The 20,688-nt window shown below is 58.7% G+C and carries 20 protein-coding genes; 19 read left to right on the top strand and 1 reads right to left on the bottom strand.

The features are described from left to right. Positions 1-10 precede the first annotated feature (10 nt). From ccoG to GH663_RS14740, 4 genes are all read left to right on the top strand, one after another. On the top strand, positions 11-1,423 hold the full coding sequence (gene ccoG / locus GH663_RS14755) for a cytochrome c oxidase accessory protein CcoG (RefSeq protein ID WP_153132470.1): 1,413 nt from the start codon (positions 11-13) through the stop codon (positions 1,421-1,423). Between the two features lie 13 nt (positions 1,424-1,436). Continuing rightward, complete coding sequence (locus tag GH663_RS14750) at positions 1,437-1,946, top strand: FixH family protein (RefSeq protein WP_246181598.1); 510 nt, start codon at positions 1,437-1,439, stop codon at positions 1,944-1,946. A 27-nt stretch (positions 1,947-1,973) separates the two neighbouring features. Further along, a complete protein-coding gene (locus GH663_RS14745) occupies positions 1,974-2,114 on the top strand; it encodes a DUF3149 domain-containing protein (protein ID WP_153132468.1) in 141 nt (46 codons plus the stop codon). A gap of 100 nt (positions 2,115-2,214) precedes the next feature. After that, positions 2,215-2,883, top strand: a complete 669-nt coding sequence (locus GH663_RS14740) for an energy transducer TonB (RefSeq protein WP_153132467.1) — start codon at positions 2,215-2,217, stop codon at positions 2,881-2,883. Here the strand turns inward: GH663_RS14740 and GH663_RS14735 are convergent, their stop codons facing one another. Then, on the bottom strand, positions 2,884-3,429 hold the full coding sequence (locus GH663_RS14735; protein WP_153132526.1) for an NUDIX hydrolase: 546 nt from the start codon (positions 3,427-3,429) through the stop codon (positions 2,884-2,886). A gap of 188 nt (positions 3,430-3,617) precedes the next feature. Here GH663_RS14735 and motA point away from each other — a divergent pair, with 188 nt between their 5' ends. From motA to cheZ, 15 genes are all read left to right on the top strand, one after another. Further along, positions 3,618-4,475, top strand: coding sequence for a flagellar motor stator protein MotA (motA, locus tag GH663_RS14730; protein WP_153132466.1), 858 nt, complete (start codon positions 3,618-3,620; stop codon positions 4,473-4,475). Between the two features lie 28 nt (positions 4,476-4,503). Beyond that, on the top strand, positions 4,504-5,451 hold the full coding sequence (gene motB, locus GH663_RS14725) for a flagellar motor protein MotB (protein WP_066884210.1): 948 nt from the start codon (positions 4,504-4,506) through the stop codon (positions 5,449-5,451). Positions 5,452-5,669: 218 nt separating this feature from the next. After that, the gene (locus GH663_RS14720; protein WP_066884208.1) at positions 5,670-6,035 is read left to right on the top strand and encodes a response regulator; all 366 of its coding nucleotides are present in this window, start codon (positions 5,670-5,672) and stop codon (positions 6,033-6,035) included. A gap of 99 nt (positions 6,036-6,134) precedes the next feature. Next, a complete protein-coding gene (locus GH663_RS14715) occupies positions 6,135-8,468 on the top strand; it encodes a chemotaxis protein CheW (RefSeq protein WP_246181597.1) in 2,334 nt (777 codons plus the stop codon). A 22-nt stretch (positions 8,469-8,490) separates the two neighbouring features. Beyond that, positions 8,491-8,991: a chemotaxis protein CheW gene (locus GH663_RS14710; protein WP_153132464.1), complete on the top strand. Its 501-nt coding sequence runs from the start codon at positions 8,491-8,493 to the stop codon at positions 8,989-8,991. Between the two features lie 25 nt (positions 8,992-9,016). Beyond that, positions 9,017-11,416 (top strand): methyl-accepting chemotaxis protein, encoded by a 2,400-nt coding sequence (locus GH663_RS21380; protein WP_153132463.1) that lies wholly within the window; start codon positions 9,017-9,019, stop codon positions 11,414-11,416. 28 nt (positions 11,417-11,444) lie between these two features. Further along, on the top strand, positions 11,445-14,288 hold the full coding sequence (locus GH663_RS21375) for a methyl-accepting chemotaxis protein (RefSeq protein WP_281349786.1): 2,844 nt from the start codon (positions 11,445-11,447) through the stop codon (positions 14,286-14,288). Between the two features lie 2 nt (positions 14,289-14,290). Next, entirely contained in the window at positions 14,291-15,196 is a 906-nt protein-coding gene (locus GH663_RS14695) for a CheR family methyltransferase (protein WP_153132462.1), read from the top strand. Positions 15,197-15,216: 20 nt separating this feature from the next. Then, positions 15,217-15,822 carry a chemoreceptor glutamine deamidase CheD gene (cheD, locus tag GH663_RS14690; protein ID WP_066884197.1) on the top strand — a complete coding sequence of 202 codons (606 nt, stop codon included), beginning with the start codon at positions 15,217-15,219 and terminating at the stop codon, positions 15,820-15,822. Positions 15,823-15,877: 55 nt separating this feature from the next. Beyond that, a complete protein-coding gene (locus GH663_RS14685) occupies positions 15,878-16,930 on the top strand; it encodes a protein-glutamate methylesterase/protein-glutamine glutaminase (protein WP_153132461.1) in 1,053 nt (350 codons plus the stop codon). A gap of 80 nt (positions 16,931-17,010) precedes the next feature. Next, positions 17,011-17,316: an STAS domain-containing protein gene (locus GH663_RS14680; RefSeq protein WP_153132460.1), complete on the top strand. Its 306-nt coding sequence runs from the start codon at positions 17,011-17,013 to the stop codon at positions 17,314-17,316. 172 nt (positions 17,317-17,488) lie between these two features. Continuing rightward, complete coding sequence (locus GH663_RS14675; protein ID WP_153132459.1) at positions 17,489-18,460, top strand: chemotaxis protein; 972 nt, start codon at positions 17,489-17,491, stop codon at positions 18,458-18,460. A gap of 19 nt (positions 18,461-18,479) precedes the next feature. Continuing rightward, the gene (locus tag GH663_RS14670) at positions 18,480-19,418 is read left to right on the top strand and encodes a chemotaxis protein (RefSeq protein ID WP_066884188.1); all 939 of its coding nucleotides are present in this window, start codon (positions 18,480-18,482) and stop codon (positions 19,416-19,418) included. A 25-nt stretch (positions 19,419-19,443) separates the two neighbouring features. Then, entirely contained in the window at positions 19,444-19,839 is a 396-nt protein-coding gene (gene cheY / locus GH663_RS14665) for a chemotaxis response regulator CheY (RefSeq protein WP_066884186.1), read from the top strand. 5 nt (positions 19,840-19,844) lie between these two features. Next, a complete protein-coding gene (gene cheZ / locus GH663_RS14660) occupies positions 19,845-20,687 on the top strand; it encodes a protein phosphatase CheZ (protein ID WP_153132458.1) in 843 nt (280 codons plus the stop codon). The last annotated feature ends 1 nt before the right edge of the window (position 20,688 follow it).

The raw sequence follows: 20,688 nt of genomic DNA, 5'->3' as shown, positions 1-20,688 counted from the left end.
GGTCAAGTGCATGGAACCTAGCGAACTCAACTCCAAGAAATCAGATCCTCCGGCTGCGGTGTCTTTTTATGAAAAGCATAAGAAGATTTACATTCGCGACGTCAAGGGGTGGTGGAATACTTGGCGCTGGGTTTTCGTCTGGTTCACCCAGATTCTTTTTTACGGCACGCCGTGGTTGCTGTGGAATGATCGCCAGGCAGTCCTTTTCCATCTGGTGGAGCGCAAGTTTTACCTGTTTGGCCTGGTGCTGTGGCCGCAGGATGTTTTCTATCTGGCGCTGCTGCTGATTATTTCAGCCTATGCTCTCTTTCTGTTTACTGCGGTTGCCGGTCGTCTTTTCTGTGGTTACGCCTGTCCGCAAACGGTTTACTCCGAGATTTTCATGTGGGTGGAGAACCGTATCGAGGGTGATCGCTCGGCCAGACAGAAACTCGACAAAGGGCCTCTGACGGCACGCAAACTTCGTCTGAAGGCGAGCAAGCACGCCGTTTGGTTGCTGATTTCGATCTGGACCGGCTTTACGTTGGTGGCCTACTTCACGCCGATGCGGGAGTTGTTGGCGGCCCTGCCGTTTGATTTTTCCGGCTGGGAGCTTTTCTGGATCCTGTTCTACGGTGGCTTCTGCTACATGCAGGCTGGTTTCCTGCGCGAGCAGGTGTGCAAGTACATGTGCCCCTACGCGCGTTTCCAGGGGGTGATGTTTGATCCTGATACGCTGGTTATTACCTACGATCCCGAGCGTGGTGAGCCGCGTGGGGCGCGAAAGAAGAGTGCTGATGCGACGGCTGGGCGTGTCGGTGATTGTGTTGATTGCGGTCTTTGTGTGGCGGTTTGTCCGACCGGTATCGATATTCGCAACGGTATTCAGTACGAATGTATCGGTTGCGGCGCCTGTATCGATGCCTGCGACCCGGTAATGGAAAAGGTGGGCTTGCCGCGCGGCCTGATTCGTTATACGACCGAAAATGCACTGGCCAAGCATTTTTCGCCCAAGGATGTCGTTGCGCATGTGGTCCGGCCACGTATTCTGCTGTACACGCTCATTCTGCTTGGCATTATCGTGGCCTCGGCCTGGTCGTTGGCTTCGCGCGTGCCGTTAAAGGTCGATGTCATCCGCGACCGTTCGATTCTCGCCCGGGAGGCGGATGATGGCCGGATTGAAAACGTCTATAACCTGAAGGTGATGAATACCACTGAGGAGCCCAAGCGTTATGCGCTGTCGGTGGAGGGGATGGATGGGATAGAGATTGTCGGCGAGCGAATCGTTGCGGTGGACAGTGCGGAAAATCACGAAGTAACCATTGTTGTGCGGGTGCCGCCAGAGTCCGGGAAGAAAGGTGCCAACACGATTTATTTTGATATCAAGGCCTTGAATCACGATGCCATCGCGGTTCATGAGAAGGCCTCTTTCCTGATGCCCTGACATGAGTAATGCAATGACACTGCGTACAAGCAACAAGCCTTGGTACAAGGAGCGCTGGCCCTGGCTGTTGATGGCTGGTCCGGCAATCGTGATCGTTGCCGGTGTGGTCACCACATGGCTGGCCGTGGTCAGCAACGACGGTCTGGTGACCGATGACTATTACAAGCAGGGGTTGGCGGTAAATCAGACCCTTAAGCGTGACCATCAGGCGAGCAGCCTGGGGTTGCATGGTGACGTGATGCGTGCAGGCTTGAATCTTCGCCTGCTGCTTCGTGCAGACGGCGATGCCGGGCTGCCATCGACGATCACCTTGAAGCTCGCCCATCCGACTCGAGCCGGGCAGGATCAGTTGATCGAACTGACTTCTGACGGACAGGGTTTGTACACCGGAAAGCTGAGTGCAGATGTCGCTGGGCGCTGGTTGGTGTCGATTGAGGATCCCGCTGGTCAGTGGCGCTTGCAGGGCGACTGGCTGGCTGATTCAGAGGAGCCACTGAGCCTGACGGCCAGGGCTAATAAGTAGTTTTATTTTGTTACTGGGAGGTGGCACATGGCATGGGAACTGTTGTTTAGTAGCGATATCGGTCTGATGAGCCTGGTCGTCATTGTTGGCGTTCTGGTGATCGGGGGCGTGATGGGCAAACTCTATTCCAGCAAGATGGAAGAAGAGTCCCGCAAGCTCGGTAAATAAGCCCTTGCGGCGTCCTCCGCTTTCGAGCGGAATTTCCCCCACCATGTATTTCTGGTGGGGGTTGTTTTTTTGGACTTCGAATTAGCGAATAATCGGGACTATGTTGCTGCGCTCCCTGATTGTCTCGCTGCTTCTGCATCTGCTGTTTTTTTTTGGCTTGCGGGGCATGGCGTTGCCGTTGGCACCGCTGAGTGCTGCCGCACCCAAGGCGCTGGAGGCTGTTCTCTCGAAAGCGGCGGTGCCAGAGGCGCCGGCTCATTCGGTGCAGGAGCGGCCCGTTCCGAAAGTTGTCACGGATAGGCGGGAGAGAATCATTGGGCCAGCGCGTGAAAACTCACGTTCCGAGGCGCCGGTTTTGGCTGCAAATGTACCGTCCACCGCAGCAGTGCATTCTGTTTCGTCAGCCAAGGATGGTGGGGGGCCAGCCCCTACTGCACAAACGATCGCAGCTGTGCCGACAGATGTCATTGATGCCGATGGTCTGCGTCAGTATCGTCTGGCGCTGGCCAAAGAGGCGCGGCGCTATAAACGCTATCCGGCGCTGGCCCGTGAGCGTAACTGGGAGGGGGTGGTGACCGTCACCATCAGCATTCCGCTGCCCGGGGCTTTGCCTCTGGTTTCCCTGGGCAAAAGCTCCGGCCATGAGATTCTGGATCGTCAGGCGCTGGAGATGATCGGCCAGGCTGTGCTCGCCGCCTCGCTGCCCGAGTCGTTGCGCGGCAAGGCGGTTAGCGTAAGCCTGCCGGTGCGTTATTCCCTTGACGAGTGATCAAGGCGTGCTGGGCAACGGGGTCAGTGCAGTTTCGTGGAATTGGAAGCGGCCGTTCGCACGATCTTCGAGAAAGCGCTCCAGGCAATGCCTTACGCTGCGAAAAGCCAGTTCGTTCCAGGGAATCTCATCGGCGCTGACCAAGGCGACTTCCAGGCTTTCCTCGCCTGCCGCATAGTTCGGTGAGGCGAGGTGGCCGCGATAGAACAGATGTACCTGGTTGATGTGGGCAATGCTGACCATGGCAAAGGGGGCGTCCACGATGATTTTTGCGCCCGCTTCCTCCATGGTCTCCCGGGTTGCGGCTTCAGCGGTGGTTTCACCATTTTCCATGAAGCCGGCCGGCAAGGTCCAGAAGCCGAGTTGCGGCTCGATGGCCCGTCGGCAAATCAGGATGCGTTCTTCCCAGGTCGCTACACAGCCGACAACAAGGCGCGGGTTTTCGTAGTGGATATGGCCGCAACTATTGCATACGTATCTGGGAAGTGAGTCGCCTGCCGGTACGATAAACGAGACATCGGCGCCGCAGCGGTTGCAGAATCGGATCACGCGAATTCCTGTCGAAGGCAATGAACTTAAGTTTATCACTGTCCATCTGCGGGAAAGAGGGGTGATAAGCAGGCGGCGGCTGCGTCTTCCTTTGCACTACGGCGGAGCCTGTGGCTACAATAGCGAACACAAAATAAGTATGCGTATCTGCGCCACTGCCAGTTAGGCGCACTCAGGGGTTCTACATGTTTCTAATCATCGGTTATGTCATCATTCTGGCAGCGGCGCTGGGCACCTACGCCATTCACGGCAGCCTGCTCGCTTTGTGGGTGCCAACCGAGTACGTGGCAATCGTTGGCCTGGTGATTGGCTACTTCGTTGCCGCCAATGATATGAAGGTGATCAAGGCGACGGTTGCTGCCGTCGCTGGCGTGGTCAAGGGCTCCAAATACAATAAAGCCTTCTATATTGATGCCTTGGCGATGCTTTTCGAGATTCTGGCGAAGGTTCGCAAGGAAGGTTTGATGTCCATCGAAGGGGATATCGAGAATCCCGAGGCCAGCCCGATTTTCAGCAAGTACCCAGCGCTCGTTCATGACCACCACATCATGGAGTTTACGACCGATTACCTGCGCATGATGGTCGGTGGCAATCTCAACACGGTCGAGATCGAGAGCCTGATGGATGTCGAACTGGAAATCCATCACCACGAGGGGGCTGAGCCGGGGCATGTAGTGTCGAACATTGCCGGTGCGACGCCGGCTTTCGGTATCGTCGTTGCGGTTATGGGGGTGGTCAACGTGATGGGTTCCGTTGGCCAGCCGCCTGCCGTACTGGGGAAAATGATCGGTGGGGCGCTGGTCGGTACTTTCCTCGGTATTCTCATTGCGTATGGCTTTGTTGAGCCGATCGCCAAGCTGATCGAACAAAAGGCGCACGAAAGTTCGACCATCTACAAGTGCATCAAGATGGTCCTGCTGGCCTCGATGTCCGGCTACGCTCCCCAGGTGGCGATCGAGTTCGGTCGCAAGACCCTGGACTCCCACTCGCGTCCGAGCTTCCGTGAACTGGAGGAGGAACTCAAGGCGCGCAAGGGTAAGTGATTAAGTTGCCAATGATCAGGTTTGAGAGATGAGCGACGATTCGACACGCCCGATAATCATCAAGCGCAAGAAGGTCGTTGCAGGCGGGGCGCACGGTGGCGCCTGGAAGATCGCCTATGCCGACTTCGTGACGGCGATGATGGCCTTCTTCCTGCTGATGTGGTTGCTCGGCTCGACCGCCAAGGGCGATTTGCAGGGCATTGCCGACTTCTTCCAGAACCCGCTCAAGCTGTCCCAGCAAGGGGGGGCGGGCTCGGGCGATGCGACCAGCGTACTCCAGGGCGGCGGCAAGGATCTGACCCGGCAATCCGGGCAGGTCAAGAAGGGGGATGTTGAAGCAAAGAAGGCAACCTCCTTCTCCAAGGAGGCGCAGGCTGAGTTCCGGCGCAAGGAACGGGAGCGTCTGGAGCTGTTGAAGGCCGATATCGAAAAAATGATCGAACAGAGCCCGCAACTAGCCCAGTTCAAGAAGCAGATGCTGCTCGACATCACGTCCGAGGGCTTGCGCATCCAGATCGTCGATGAGCAGAACCGACCAATGTTCGATTCGAGCAGCGCCGATCTCAAACCGTACACGCGGGATATCCTGCGCCAGATCGGCAAGGCCCTCAATGGCGTCAGCAATCGCGTCAGTCTGGCCGGGCATACCGATGCCGCACAATTTGCCGGTGGCGAACGTGGCTTTTCCAATTGGGAGCTCTCGGCCAACCGTGCCAACGCATCGCGACGCGAGCTTGTGCTGGGCGGTATGGATGACAGTAAGGTGTTGCGGGTGGTCGGATTGGCCTCGACCGTGCTGTTTGATAAAAATGATCCGCTGAATTCGGTGAACCGGCGGATCAGTATTGTCGTGCTGAACCAGAAAACAGAAATGGCGATCCTCCAGGAAGAAGGGCCGGAGTCCGAGGTTCCCAACGAGGAGGCGGTGCCGGAAGGGCTGAAGTTGCCCAATGTCGGCAAGGGAACCGCAGGTTAGTTGTAGGCGCTCGAGGCGGAGTGGGTAATGGCAAGTGCCCGGCGCGACTTGAGCAGCCTGATCGCTACGCTGCAGAAACAGACGGGCTTGCGTGCACACGTCGATCCGCTGTCGCAAAATTAAGGGCCCTGAAAAAGGGCATGGATAACAATCCTGTCAGGCAATCCGGCAGCGCCAGCGGTGATGTCGAGTTGTTCTGATGTGCACTAGAGGAAAACATGGCTAAAACCATACTTGCAGTAGATGACTCGGCGTCCATTCGTCAAATGGTCTCCTTTACCTTGAAGAGTGCCGGATATGAGGTGATCGAGGCGGTAGACGGGATGGATGGGCTGGACAAGGCCAAGGCCAAAAGCGTCAACCTGGTGCTGACTGACCAGAATATGCCGCGCATGGATGGCCTGACCCTGATCAAGAGTTTGCGCGGTATCCCACAATACGCCTCGACGCCAATCCTGATGCTGACCACCGAGTCCTCCGATGCCATGAAATCGCAAGGCCGCGCGGCCGGTGCGACGGGGTGGCTGGTCAAGCCCTTCGATCCGCAGAAGCTCATTGAAGTCGTGCGCAAGGTAATCGGCTGAAGCTGACACCAGCACCGCTATTGGCGGGTGTTCGTTGCATTCGATTTCCGGCTGCCGCGCTAATGGCGGCCGTGCTTAGGGGGTAGCATGGCTATTGACATGAGTCAGTTCTACCAAGTGTTCTTCGAGGAGTCGGCGGAGCACTTGGCGGCAATGGAAGCGCTCCTGCTCGATCTGGATATCGAGAATCCGGATACGGAGCAACTGAATGCCATTTTCCGCGCCGCGCATTCGATAAAGGGGAGTGCCGGAACTTTCGGTTTCACCGATCTGGCCGACACAACGCACATTCTCGAGAATCTTCTCGATCGTATTCGCAAGCAGGAACTGGAATTGCGCGCCGATATGGTGGACGCGTTCCTCGAGTCTGGCGACGTATTGCGCGACATGCTGGAGGCTCACCAGGGCCGGGGGGCGGTGGACCCGGCGGTAGTCGAGGCGATCTGCGCCCGCTTGCGCCAGTTGTCGGCCGACGAGGCGGTAGTCGCCGCTGAAGTGCCGGTAGTGCCATCTGGCGAGGCGACGCCTGCGGTCAACGTTGCCAGCACGCGTGTTTTCGATATTCAGTTTGTGCCGACCGAGGCATCTGCGAAAGGCGATGGCGTTGTCAATTTGCTGGAGGACCTGCGGGCTTTTGGTCAGCTGGATATTCTCAGCCAGCCGGACGATGCGCCGCATGGCGTCGGCTTCTGGCAACTGCGTCTGACGACGGCCGGCGTTGATAGCGACTTCACCGATCAGATCGATTTTGTCGCCGACAATGGCGCCTGGCGGGTTTCCGAAGACAAGTCGGCAGCGACGGCTGACGAATTCGGTTTTTTTGCCGATGCGCCCGGAGCGCCGGATGAAGAGCAGGCCTATGGCTTTTTCGAGCCGCTCACCGAGCGCCCTTTGGGTGAGATCGCGGCGACGGTCGACACTGCGAGCGATGATGGTTATGGTTTTTTCGAGCCCCTGCCAGCGGTAACGCCAGCACAGGTAACCGAACCCACTGCTTTGTTGGACGATGGTGATGGCTACGGGTTTTTTGCCCCCCTGCCTGTTGCCGGTGGCGATCCGCTTGTACCACCGGTGCTTGACGAGGGTGAGGGGTATGGGTTTTTTGTGCCCTTGCCGGCGCAGTTACCTGAAACTGTTGTCGAGTCCTCCGAGCCGGCTCCGCTTGCCCTGGCCCAAGTGCCGACTGCGGTCGCCAGCCTTGCCCGCGAGCCGGCGCGGGCCGGACGTTCGGCGGCATCCGCCGCGGCCGCCAGCGACTCATCAATTCGGGTAAGCATCGAGAAGGTCGATCAGCTAATCAATCTGGTTGGCGAACTGGTGATCACCCAGGCCATGCTGCTGCAGACCTCGACCCAGATGCAGGAGAGTGCCCCGGAGCGCTTGCTGAACGGCCTTGCCCAGCTCGAGCGCAATACGCGTGACTTGCAGGAGTCGGTGATGTCCATCCGGATGATGCCGATTTCCTTCGTTTTCTCGCGCTTCCCGCGGGTCGTCCGCGATCTCTCCAACAAGCTCGGCAAACAGGTCGAACTGAAGACCTCCGGTGAGACGACCGAGCTCGACAAGAGCCTGATCGAGCGTATTGCCGACCCGCTGACCCACCTTATTCGCAACAGTCTCGATCACGGTATCGAACTGCCTGAAAAGCGCATTGCCGCAGGCAAGAACCCGGTCGGGACGATCACGCTGAAGGCCTATCATCAGGGCGGCAATATCGTCATCGAAGTGGGCGACGACGGTGCCGGCCTGCCGCGCCAGAAGATTCTGGCCAAGGCCCGGGAACGCGGCCTGCAGGTGTCCGATCAGATGACTGATAGCGAAGTCTTCAATCTGATTTTCGAGGCCGGTTTCTCGACTGCGGAGCAGGTCACCGATGTTTCTGGCCGCGGTGTCGGCATGGATGTCGTACGTCGCAATATCCAGGCAATGGGCGGGCGGGTCGAGATCGAGTCGATGTTCGGCGTCGGCACCCGGATGACCGTCCGCTTGCCGCTGACGCTGGCCATCCTGGACGGGATGTCGGTAGCCGTCGGCGATCAGACCTACATCCTGCCGCTCTCGTATGTCGTCGAGTCGCTGCAGCCGGAAGTCGACGATATCAAAACGCTCTCCAACCAGGCGCGGGTCATACAGGTGCGCGGCGAGTATCTGCCGGTAGTGGTTTTGCACGAAGTCTTCAACCTGAAGTCGGGCTGGACCGATTTGACGCAGGGGATCATGGTCGTGCTCGATGCTGATGGCGCCAAGGCCGCCTTGTTCGTCGATGCCCTGCTCGGCCAGCACCAGGTGGTGATCAAGAGCCTGGAGGCCAATTACCGCCGGGTGAACGGGATTTCCGGGGCAACCATCATGGGTGACGGGCATGTCGCCCTGATTCTCGACGTGTCGGCCATAGCCGGCATGGCCAAATCGAATATGCAGAAAGCCGGCTGACGGCCGCAACAAGGAGCAGACAATGGAAGCGATGACGCATACCGGGGCGACAACCGGCGAAGACGACCTGATTGCCAGCGAATATCTGACCTTTACGCTGGGCAACGAAGAATATGCAATCGACATTCTCAAGGTGCAGGAGATTCGCGGCTACGAGCCACCGACGCTGATTGCCAATGCGCCGCCCTTCATCAAGGGAGTAATCAACCTGCGCGGCATCATCGTGCCGATTGTCGACCTGCGCATCAAATTCAATCTGGGCAAGATCGAATACACCCCCTTTACCGTCGTCGTTATCCTGAATGTGGCAGGGCGGGTGATCGGCGTGGTCGTCGATAGCGTTTCCGATGTCATTTCGCTGACTGCCGCGCAAATTCGCCCGGCCCCGGATTTTTCCGGGACCTTCGATACCAAGTACATCCTGGGGCTGGCCTCGATGGATTCCCGAATGATGATCGTCACCGACATCGAGCGCCTGATGACCAGCGCCGACATGGAACTGATCGACAACGCAAGCGCCTGACGGTGTGCGGCAAAGGAGAGTGAAGATGCTGAACAATATGCGGATTGGTAGCCGGCTCTTTTGGCAGGCGCTCGGCATGGCCTTCTGGTTTGCGGTATTGGTGATCGTGGCGATGACCTACATGCGCGATCTGAACCGGGCCACCGAGTCGATCTATAGCGACAAGCTGGAGCCGGGGGCGATTGTCCTGCGGATTCAGACGCTGATGGCGGAAAATAACCTGCAGATCGTTAGCGGGTTGCTACATGACCCGGCCGGCAAGCAGGCGGCCCGGCATGAACATCCGATCAGCTTGCATACCGATCAGGTGACCAAGAATCGGGACACGATTACCGCACTCTGGGCGCAGTTCAAGTCGCGGCAGCTCAACGAGCAGGAGCAGAAGCTGGCTGAAGCTTATGAGATGTCGCGCGCCGTCTTCGTCAAGGATGGCCTGATGGTCGCCAGTGCCGCCTTGCAGGCCGGCGATTTTGACAAAGCGGCGGATGTCTATGCCGAAACCGTTCGTCCGGCCTATGCCAAGGCGAGCGAGGCGGCTGATGCGCTGCGCCAGTACTATGCAGAAAGTGGCAAGAGCATGCATCTCGGCGCGCAGCAGACCTACGACTCGACTGCCAAGTTGATGCTGGCGCTGGCCATTGTGGTTACCGCACTGATTGCGGCGTTTTCCTTTGTCTTCGCCCGCAGCATCACCTTGCCGCTGGCTCGCGCTGTCAAGGTGGCCGATGCCGTTGCGGCCGGCGATCTCGAGCAAGGAATCGAAATTTCCGGTAGCGATCAGGTGGCTGATTTGATGCGTGCCTTGGAGAAGATGCGTTCTGAACTTAAATCACGCATCGAGGCCGACCGCCGAGTGGCGGATGAGACGCTGCGCATCAAGGTGGCGCTGGATGTCACCTCGAACAACGTGATGGTGGCGGACCCGGACGGCAAGATCATCTACTGCAATGCGGCGGTGCTGGAAATGATGCGGGCCGCCGAGAGCGATCTGCGCAAGCAACTGCCCAATTTCCGGGCCGATGCCATGCTCGGCTCCAACTTCGACATCTATCACAAGCAGCCAAGCCACCAGCGCAATCTGCTGGCCGGTTTGAAGGGCATGCACCGCGCCGAAATGGACATCGGCGGCCGTTATTTCAGCCTGGTTGCTTGCCCGATCGTCAATGAACGGGGCGAACGCCTGGGGACGGTAGTCGAGTGGCGAGATCGCACGGCCGAAGTGGCTATCGAGAAGGAAGTCTCGGATATTATCGATGCCGCGGTGGCCGGCGATTTCAGCAAGCGTCTTGATGCAGGGCACATGACCGGCTTCTTCAAGCAAATCTCGGAAGGCATCAACAACCTGCTGGCGGCCAATACCCGTGCCCTCGACGATGTCGGTGCCATGCTCGCCCGGATGTCGCGCGGCGACCTGACGCAAAAAATCGATACCCAGTATCAAGGCATGCTTGGCAAGTTGAAGGATGACGCCAACGTTACGGTCGACAACCTGCAGGAGATCATTTTGTCGATCAAGGATGCGACGGACTCGATCAATACGGCGGCCAAGGAAATCGCTTCGGGCAACCAGGATCTGTCGAGTCGGACCGAAGAGCAGGCGAGCAGCCTGGAAGAAACGGCCTCCAGCATGGAGCAACTGACCAGCACGGTCAGGCAGAATGCCGACAACTCGCGGCAGGCCAACGAACTGGCCGGCAACGCCCAGCAAGTTGCGGTCAAGGGCGGTGAAGTCGTCGGTCAGGTGGTGCAGACGATGAGCGCCATCCACCAGTCGAGCAACAAGATTGCCGACATCATCGGTGTCATCGACGGCATCGCGTTCCAGACCAATATCCTCGCCCTCAATGCGGCCGTGGAAGCCGCCCGGGCTGGTGAACAGGGACGCGGTTTCGCGGTGGTTGCCACTGAAGTGCGCAATCTGGCTCAACGCAGTGCGGCGGCCGCGAAAGAAATCAAGGGTCTGATCTCAGACTCCGTCGACAAGGTGCAAGCCGGCAACCGACTGGCCGACCAGGCCGGGCGGACGATGGAGGAGGTGGTGGCGAGCATCAAGCGCGTCGCCAAGATCATGGCGGATATTTCCGACGCCAGCCGGGAGCAAAGCGCCGGTATCGAGCAGGTCAGTCTGGCGGTCAGTCAGATGGACGAGGTCACCCAGCAAAATGCCGCGCTGGTCGAGCAGGCCGCTGCCGCTGCCGAAAGCCTGGAAGAGCAGGCGCGCAGTCTGGCGCAGTCCGTTTCGGTCTTTGCCTTGACGAACAATGTCGAACGGAGCGTTGCCCAGCCGTGCCACAGCGAGCCACCGGCCCGCAAGGCCCCGGCCGCTTTGCCGTATCGAGAGCCGGTCCGCCTGGGGGGGCGTGCCAGCCCGGCGAAAGTGCCGGATAGCATCGCGCGTGGCGATGACGAATGGGCCGAGTTCTAACAACAATCACCAGACCAACAGAGCGAACGTGCGAACCAATCTTCCTGTGAGCAATGTCGAGGTGATCCTCGGCGAAGATACCCTGATCGTCTCGAAAACCGATCTCAAGGGCCAGATAACCTATATCAACAAGGACTTCATCAATATCAGCGGCTTCACTCAGGCTGAACTCCTTGGCCAGCCGCACAACCTTGTCCGGCATCCTGATATGCCGGTCGAGGCGTTCGCTGATTTCTGGCGGGACTTGAAGGATGGACGACCGTGGACCGGTCTGGTCAAGAATCGCTGCAAGAATGGCGATTTTTACTGGGTGCTGGCGACGGCGACCCCGATCCTTGAAAACGGCCAGGTCACTGGCTACATGTCGGTTCGCCGCAAGGCGAGCCAGGCGCAGATTGCGGAGGCAGACAGCGCCTATCGGCTGTTCCGCGAGAAACGGGCCGGGCGTTCGCAGATCCGCCACGGCCAGGTGGTCAGTGGTGGTCCCGGCCCGCTCGCTGGCCTTTCCTTGAAAAGTCGCATGGTGGCCGGCTTTGCCGCCTTGCTGCTGGCGCTGGTCGTGGTCGCCGGCATGGGGCTGTGGGGTGTCGGGCGTAGTAATGATGCCGTGGAAGAGCTCTATCACGATCGCCTCGAACCGGTTCAGGCGCTGGCCGTGATCGGCAAATTGATGGCCGACAACCGGTCGCAGGTGTTGCTCGCCTTGCAGCACGACCCGAGCGGGGCTTACGCCAAGGCGCACGATCACACCCTGGATTTCCATCTCGGGGCGATCGACAAAAATATCGCCGAGATCGGCCGGCAGTGGGAAGCGTATAAAAAGGCCGTTGCCTCGACCGAGCAGCAAGCCCTGGCCGATGAGTACCTGCAAGCCCGCCAGCTTTTTGTCAGCGACGGTTTGCTGGCAGCCCGGGCGGCCTTGGCTGACGGCAAGTTCGGCGAGGCCAATGAGATCCTGCTCAAGCGGATCAATCCGTTGTACGTAGAAGCCGCTAAAAAGGCGGACCAACTGCTGCAGCAACAAAACGAGTTGAGCCGGGCGCAATTGCTGGCCAGCAACGAGGGCTTGGCCCAGTTGCGGCTCTGGGTGCTGCTCCTGGTTGCCGCCGCCTGTGCCGCCGGGGTGGTGATCGCCGGGCTGATCATTCGTTCGGTGACACGGCCGATTGCCGCCACCATTGAGACCATGCAGTCGCTGGCCAATGGCGACTTCACACGCAATGTTGATATTTCGCGCAATGACGAAATGGGCAAGGTGCTGCAGGGCCTGCAGTCGATGCAGATCCAGCAGGGCTTCAATGTGGCCGAGAGCATCCGCCTGGCCAACGACAATCTGCGCATCCGCATTGCGCTGGACTGCGTCTCGGCCAATCTGCGGATTGCCGATGACGACGGGACGGTGATCTACGCCAACCGCGGCCTGCTGAATACCTTGCGCAGCATCGAGGATGGCCTGCGGCAAAAGCAGCCGGATTTCTCGGTCGACCGTTTCATCGGCAGCAATATCGGCAGCTTCTACGACAATCCGGCCGCCGCGCTGCAGTCGCTGCGTGAATTGCAGCAGACGCGCAGTACGGAAATGGATATCGGTGGGCGAATCTACAACGTCCTGACCAACCCGATCGTCAATGAGCGCGGCCAGCGCCTGGGTACGGTCGGCGAGTGGGTGGACCGGACCGCCGAGTTGAATGCCCAGCGTTCGGTCGCCGCCTTGATCAGCAAGGCGTCGGCCGGTGACCTGGAAGCGCGGCTCGACACCGATACGCTGGAAGGCTTTTACAAGGAACTCGGCAGCGGCATCAACAGCCTGCTGGAGACCAGCGGTTCGGCGATCGGCGAAATCGCCGGCTTGCTTGAACGAGTGGCCGGCGGCGATCTGACCTGTACCGTCGATACCGAGTATCAGGGAACCTTTGCCAAGCTGCGCGACGATGCCAACGAGACGGTGACCCGCCTGCGCGAACTGGTCGGCGACATCCAGGGGTCGGCCGACGCGATCAATACGGCGGCCAAGGAAATCGCCTCGGGCAATCAGGATCTCTCGAGCCGGACGGAAGAGCAGGCGAGCAGCCTTGAGGAAACGGCTTCGAGCATGGAGCAGCTGACGGCGACGGTCCGCCAGAATGCCGAAAATGCCCGGCAGGCCAACGGCCTGGCCGGCTCGGCGCAGAGCGTGGCGGAGAAAGGCGGCGAGGTGGTGGGCCAGGTGGTCGAGACCATGGCCTCGATCCATCAGGCCAGCACACGGATCGCCGACATCATCGGGGTGATCGACGGTATCGCTTTCCAGACCAATATTCTGGCGCTCAATGCCGCAGTCGAGGCAGCACGGGCCGGCGAGCAAGGCCGCGGCTTTGCCGTGGTGGCGACCGAAGTGCGCAATCTGGCCCAACGCAGCGCGACGGCTGCCAAGGAAATCAAGGGGCTGATTTCGGATTCGGTGGATCGGGTCGAGCGCGGCAATCGACTGGTCGATCAGGCCGGTCGCACGATGGCCGAGGTGGTGGCCAGCATCAAGCGGGTCACCGGCATCATGGCCGATATCGCTGCCGCCAGCCGCGAGCAGAGTTCGGGGATCGAGCAGGTCAGCCTGGCTGTCGGGCAGATGGATCAGGTGACGCAGCAGAATGCCGCGCTGGTCGAAGAGGCGGCTGCGGCAGCCGAAAGCCTGGAAGAGCAGGCGCGGCAACTGGCCGAGTCGGTGGCCGTGTTCCGGGTCGGGCAGGAGGCAGCCAATACCCCACTGCTGCGGTCGACCCCGCCAGAAGTGCAAAAAACCGAGGTGAGAAAGCAGGCGCCTGCCGCCAAGCGGCTGAGCATGCGTAAGGCGGCACTGCCCGTTTCGCTTGACGATGAGTGGGAAGAGTTCTGATCATGGCTGAAATACGCAAGCCGGGCACGACCGGCATCACCGCATCCGGACTGGGCGCAGCGCGTCCGCTACCGGCACGGGAAACAAGCCTGCGCGAGTTTTCCTTCTCGACGGGGGATTTCGAGCGAGTCAGAAAGCTGATTTATCAACATGCCGGCATTTCGCTGTCGCCGGTCAAGCAGGATATGGTTTATTCCCGCCTGGCCCGGCGGTTGCGCGCCACCGGCAAGCAAAGCTTCGCCGAGTATCTCGATGCGCTGGAAAAGAATGGCGGTGATGAATGGGAGCGCTTCGTCAATTCCTTGACGACGAATCTGACCTCGTTTTTTCGTGAACCGCATCACTTCCCGATTTTTGCCGAGCATCTGCGCAAACTGGGCAGTTCGCGGCCGATCCGGGTCTGGTGTTCGGCCGCCTCGACCGGCGAAGAACCCTATTCGATCGCCATCACCATCGCCGAAACCTTCGGGGCCAATACTTCGCATGTTTCGGTGATTGCCTCCGACCTCGATACCAATGTGCTGGCGACGGCGCAAAAAGGCGTCTATCCGCTGGACCGGGTTGAGAAGCTTTCGCCCGAACGCTTGCGCAAGTTTTTCCTGCGCGGCACCGGGACGCAGGACGGTTACGTCGCCGTGCGCCCGGAACTGAAGCGCCTGATCGAGTTTCAGCGGATCAACCTGCTGGAGCCGAACTGGCCGGTGAAAGGGCCGCTCGACATCATTTTCTGCCGGAATGTGATGATCTATTTCGACAAGCCGACCCAGTACAAGATCCTTTCCCGCTTTGCGCCGATGATGCAGGCGGATGGCCTGATGTTTGCCGGCCATTCCGAAAGCTTCCTGCATGCCGCCGATCTCTTCAAATCTCTGGGCAAGACGGTCTATGCCCTGAGCAAGTCCCGTTAATCCTCGCTTCAGGGAGCCCTGTGCAGCACGCCTACGACGAGCACCTGTCCAGTAACCGTTACTACGACCGGAATTTCGACGCCCCCGCGGCGAAGATACTGCCGGGCGAATATTTCGTCTCCGATCAGGACATGTTGCTGGTTACCGTGCTCGGCTCCTGCGTCGCTGCCTGCATTCGGGATACCGACTCCGGCATCGGCGGCATGAATCACTTCATGTTGCCGGATGACGGCGGGCGGGGCCATGTCAGTTCATCTGCCCGCTATGGCACCTACGCCATGGAAGTGCTGATCAACCATCTGCTGAAAATGGGGGCGCGCCGCAATCGTCTGGAAGCCAAGGTATTTGGGGGCGGTGCGGTGCTGGCCAGCTTGTCGAGCAGCAATGTCGGGGCCCGGAATGCCGAATTTGTGCTGGATTATCTGAAAACCGAAAAGATCCCGGTGGTGGCCAAGGACTTGTTGGATTCATATCCGAGAAAAGTCTACTATTTCCCGACTACCGGTCGGGTTCTGGTCAAAAAACTGCATCGCGTGCATAACGAAACGCTGTTCAGTCGCGAGCGGGACTACAAGGATCGCCTGTCCGTCACCAAGGTTGAAGGCGATGTCGAGTTGTTTATTTGATGCGGGCGTTTGCCTTCGCATCTCTTTTTGATGGATTTGTGCCGGATTGATGTCAATGAAGATTCGTGTTCTGGTCGTTGATGACTCTGCGCTGATGCGCGGTTTGCTGACCGAAATGATCAATTCCGCGCCAGACATGGAGGTGGTCGGGGCGGCTCCCGACGCACCAACCGCCCGGGAAATGATCAAGGTATTGAATCCCGATGTGCTGACGCTCGATGTTCAGATGCCAAAAATGGACGGCCTGGAATTCCTCGAGCGCCTGATGCGTCTGCGGCCGATGCCGGTCGTGATGGTTTCGGCTTACACCCAGGCCGGCTCGGACACGACCTTGAAGGCACTCGAGCTGGGGGCCATCGACTTTATCGGGAAGCCGCGGGCCGACAGCGCGAAGACGATGGAGATCTATGCCGAAGAGTTGGTCGAAAAAATCCGTGCTGCCAAAGGGGCGCGCCTGCGCCGTCAGGTTATGAAGTCAGAGATCACGCCCGCCGTTGTTCCGTCTGTCAGCACCTCCCTGGCCGGGCGTCCCGCCAGCAGCGGGAAAATCATCTTTGTCGGTGCGTCGACCGGCGGCACCGAGGCGATCAAGGAGTTCCTCCTCGGCATACCCGCCGATTGCCCGCCCATCATGATCGTCCAGCACATGCCGGAGTCTTTTACCGGTTCCTTCGCCCGACGGCTTGACAGCCTTTGCCAGCCGACGGTCATCGAGGCGAAAGGCAACGAAAAACTGGAGCCAGGCAAGGTCTTCATCGCCCCGGGCCATTCGCATTTGCAGGTCAGGCGCTCGGCCTCCGGCCTGGTTACCGAACTGCTCGCCACGCCGCCGGTCAATCGGCACCGCCCTTCGGTCGATGTGCTTTTCGACTCGGCGGCGGCAGTAGTTGGCCGGCAGGCGGTGGGGGTGATCCTGACCGGCATGGGCAAGGACGGCGCCCAGGGGCTGATGCGCATGCGTCAGGCGGGCGCCCGGACACTCGGGCAAGACGAAGCGAGTTGCGTGGTCTACGGCATGCCGCGCGAAGCGTTTCTGGTCGGGGCTGTCGAAGAGCAGTGTCCGCTTGACGAGATGGCGCGTCGAACATTGCTGGCTGTGAGTCGCTAATCGCATGGTGGCGGTTTGCCGCCTATTGCTAAAGTATTACACTAGAAAAAGTTAACCTCGATTTTTCGATAGGAAAAGCCATGCAAGCAAACGTGATCAAGGATGGCGCCAAGGCGACCATCAAGTTGAGCGGTCGTTTCGATTTCAATACCCACCGTGAATTCCGGGGCGCCTACGAACCGCTGGTTGCCGATGCGCTGGTTCGGGCTGTGACCGTCGATTTCTCGGCGGTCGACTATCTCGACAGTTCGGCCCTGGGCATGCTCCTGATGTTGCGCGACAAGATGGGTGGCGCTAACAAGGAGGTCGGCTTGAGTGGTGTTCGTGGTAACGTTAAACAAGTGCTGGATATTGCCAATTTTGGCAAGTTGTTCCAGATTTGCTAAAGTCGGCCCGAGATTGGCCGATACTTTGAATGAGTCCGGGCAGCTCTTGGATTTGCCCGAAATGGTTGGCTGGAGCGCGGTTTGAAGCTCATAGAAAAGCGTGTATCCTAGGTTCGCCTCGGCGCCATAGCCATGAAAACAAGCCGATTGCACGAATTGCGAGGGGATGACGATGTCGGAGTTGCTGAAGAATATTGATGCGCGGACCAAGCTGGCCGGCACCAATAAGCTCGAAATATTGCTTTTCTTCCTTGGCGTGGATCAGCGCACTGGTCGCCGCGAGACTTACGGGATCAATGTTTTCAAGGTTCGCGAAGTCATGCGCACGCCGCTGATTACCGCCGCGCCTGATATGCCGTCCTCGGTCGAGGGGATGGTCAGCCTGCGTGGCGCCTTGGTTCCCGTCATCGACCTTGCGAAATACTCCGGGATTTCCGCCGAAACGCCGCGCGAGATCATGATCGTGACGGAGTACAACGGCCATACGCAGGGTTTCCTGGTGGAGGGGGTCGATACCATCCTCCGACTGGACTGGAGCAAGATGCGGGTGCCGCCGGAAATGCTGACGGCACAGACCGGCGGCCTGGTCACCGCTGTGACTGAACTTGTTGATGGCCGTCTGGTGATGATGATGGATGTCGAGAAAGTGCTTTCCGAGACGACCAGCATCGACAATGAGATCATGTTCCGCGGTGTCGTGCCGGTAGATCGTCCGGATGTGACGGTTTTTTATTGTGACGACTCCAGCGTGGCTCGCAAACAGATCCAGCGCACCCTTGAAGTAATGGGCGTCAAGGGGGTGGTCGCGGTCAATGGGCGTCAGATGTGGGAAGAGATGGAGAAGGTTGCGAATTATGCGCAATCAGTTGGTAAGCCAGCCTCCGCGCTGATCAACCTGGTCTTGACCGACATCGAAATGCCCGAGATGGATGGCTATATCCTGACCAAGAAAATCAAGTCTGATCCCCGTTTCAATGGTGTTCCGGTTGTGATGCATTCTTCGCTGTCAGGTATGTCCAATCAGAAACTCGGCCAATCGGTTGGCGTTGACGAGTATGTCCCCAAGTTTGAACCGCAGCGTCTTTCGGAAACCCTGGCTCGCCGCCTGGGCGTGGACGCCGCGACACTCGCCAAAATTGCCTGAGCGCTAGTCGGAGAGAACAATGGATCTTGTTGAAAGCAAAAACCTTCTCGATAGCGTCGATGCCCGTACTCGTCTGGCAGGTTCCAATAAAATGGAAATCCTGCTTTTCTCGCTGGGGACGCGCGAAATATTCGGCATCAATGTCTTCAAGGTGCGTGAGGTCGGGCGTACCCCGCGCATTACCAAGACTCCGAACATGCCGCGTGGCGTCGAGGGGCTGATTTCATTGCGGGGCAATGTCATCCCGGTTCTCTCGCTGGCGCCGTTCATGCACCTCGAAGGTGTGCCGCCCGGTCTTGGTAAGACCATGATGGTCGCCGAGTATTCAAAGCGCACCCTGGGTTTCCTGGTGCATGAAGTTGACCGGATTATTCGGGTCGACTGGGAACGGGTCAAAGCGCCGGAAAGCGTATTGTCGGCCAATCAAGGCTTGATCACTGCCGTCATTGAGCTGGAAGGCGGTGGTTTGGTGTCGATTCTCGACGTCGAGCAGATCCTGGCAAATGCCTTCGGCGAAGCGATGATTGTCGATATTCATCCGGCGCGCGTTGATCCTGAGACCAGCGTTTTCTTCGTCGACGATTCGATCGTCGCTCGCCGCAAGATATCCGAGGTGCTGGACAAGCTTGGCGTGCGCCACAAGCATGCGACCAACGGCATGGAGGCGTGGACGCGTCTGCAAGGAATCGCCGCCCATGCCCTGCAGATTGGTCGGAGCATTCGTGACGAAATCCGTCTGATTCTGGTTGATGCGGAAATGCCGGAAATGGATGGCTACGTCCTGACCAAGAATATCAAGTCCGACCCGCGCTTCGAAGGCGTGCCGGTTGTCATGCACTCCTCGCTTTCTTCCGAGGCCAATCGTGCGATGGGCAAGTCAGTCGGGGTGGACGCGTATGTCGCCAAATTTGATGCCGAGGCGCTGGCGGATACGCTGCGTCCGTTGATCGAACGATAACAACAAGCAAGCTCTGGAGTTCTGCATGGCAGCTGATCCGAAAATGAGATTTCTCGTGGTGGACGATTTTTCCACTATGCGCCGTATTGTCCGTAATTTGCTCAAGGAGCTTGGCTTCACCAATGTGGATGAGGCTGAAGATGGAGCGATTGCACTGCAAAAGCTGCAGGGTGGTGGCTTCGAGTTCGTGGTGACAGACTGGAATATGCCGAATATGGACGGTCTGACGCTATTGCAAACGATTCGGGCAACGCCGACGTTGAAGCATCTGCCGGTGTTGATGATTACGGCCGAGGCAAAGAAGGAAAACATCATCGCTGCGGCTCAGGCCGGGGCAAGCGGTTACATCGTCAAGCCATTTACGGCAGGAACCTTGTCAGAAAAGCTGAACAAGATCTTCGAAAAGATGGGGCAGGCCTGATTACCATGACTGCAACCAATGATTCCGACGACCTCGAGGCGCTCTTCGATTCGATAGCCGGCGATTTTGCTCCTGCAGCCAAGCCTGCCGCCGCGCCCGCTGCTGTGGCAAAGGCGCCGGTCACCGATGATAGTGATGACTTGCAGGCGCTGTTTGACAGCGTTGCCGCCGAGACGCAAGCGGCGAAGGCCGAGGCTCCAGGCCTCGTTGCAGAGGAAACCGCTGGCGAGGAGTGGCCCCGGCAGGAGGCAGTGTTCAACCGTATCGGTCATATGGCTCGACTACTGCACGATACTCTGGGGCAACTGGGCTATGACAAGTTGCTTTCGCAAACTGTATCAGCCTTGCCTGATGCTAAGGACCGCCTTGCCTACGTTGCCAATTTGACTGAGCAGGCGGCGTGTCGCGTGCTCAATGCAACCGATATCGCCTGTCCGCTGGTCGATGATATTGAGAATGGCGCCCGTGCACTCGGTGAACGCTGGGACAAAGTATTCGCCAATCAGCTTGGTCCGCAGGATTTCAAGGCGCTGGCGGTTGATACGCGTGCCTTCCTCAATGGGCAATTACCTGAGAAGACCAAGGGGGCGCATGCCCAATTGACCGAGATCATGATGGCTCAGGATTTTCAGGATTTGACCGGTCAGGTCATCAAGAAAATCGTCAGCCTTGCCCAGGATCTCGAAACCGGCTTGATGGGTGTGTTGCTTGAGGTGTTGCCGGATACCAAGCGCACCGAGGAAGTTAATAGTCTGATGAACGGGCCCGTGGTTAACGCCGAAGGTCGTACCGACGTCGTCGTTAACCAGGAGCAGGTTGATGATTTGCTGGATAGCCTCGGTTTCTGAG

Source organism: Dechloromonas hortensis, from assembly GCF_009469765.1.
Lineage (GTDB): Bacteria > Pseudomonadota > Gammaproteobacteria > Burkholderiales > Rhodocyclaceae > Azonexus > Azonexus hortensis.
The sequence above is the reverse complement of the archived record's forward strand: the minus strand, read 5'-3'. Positions and strand labels throughout refer to the sequence as shown.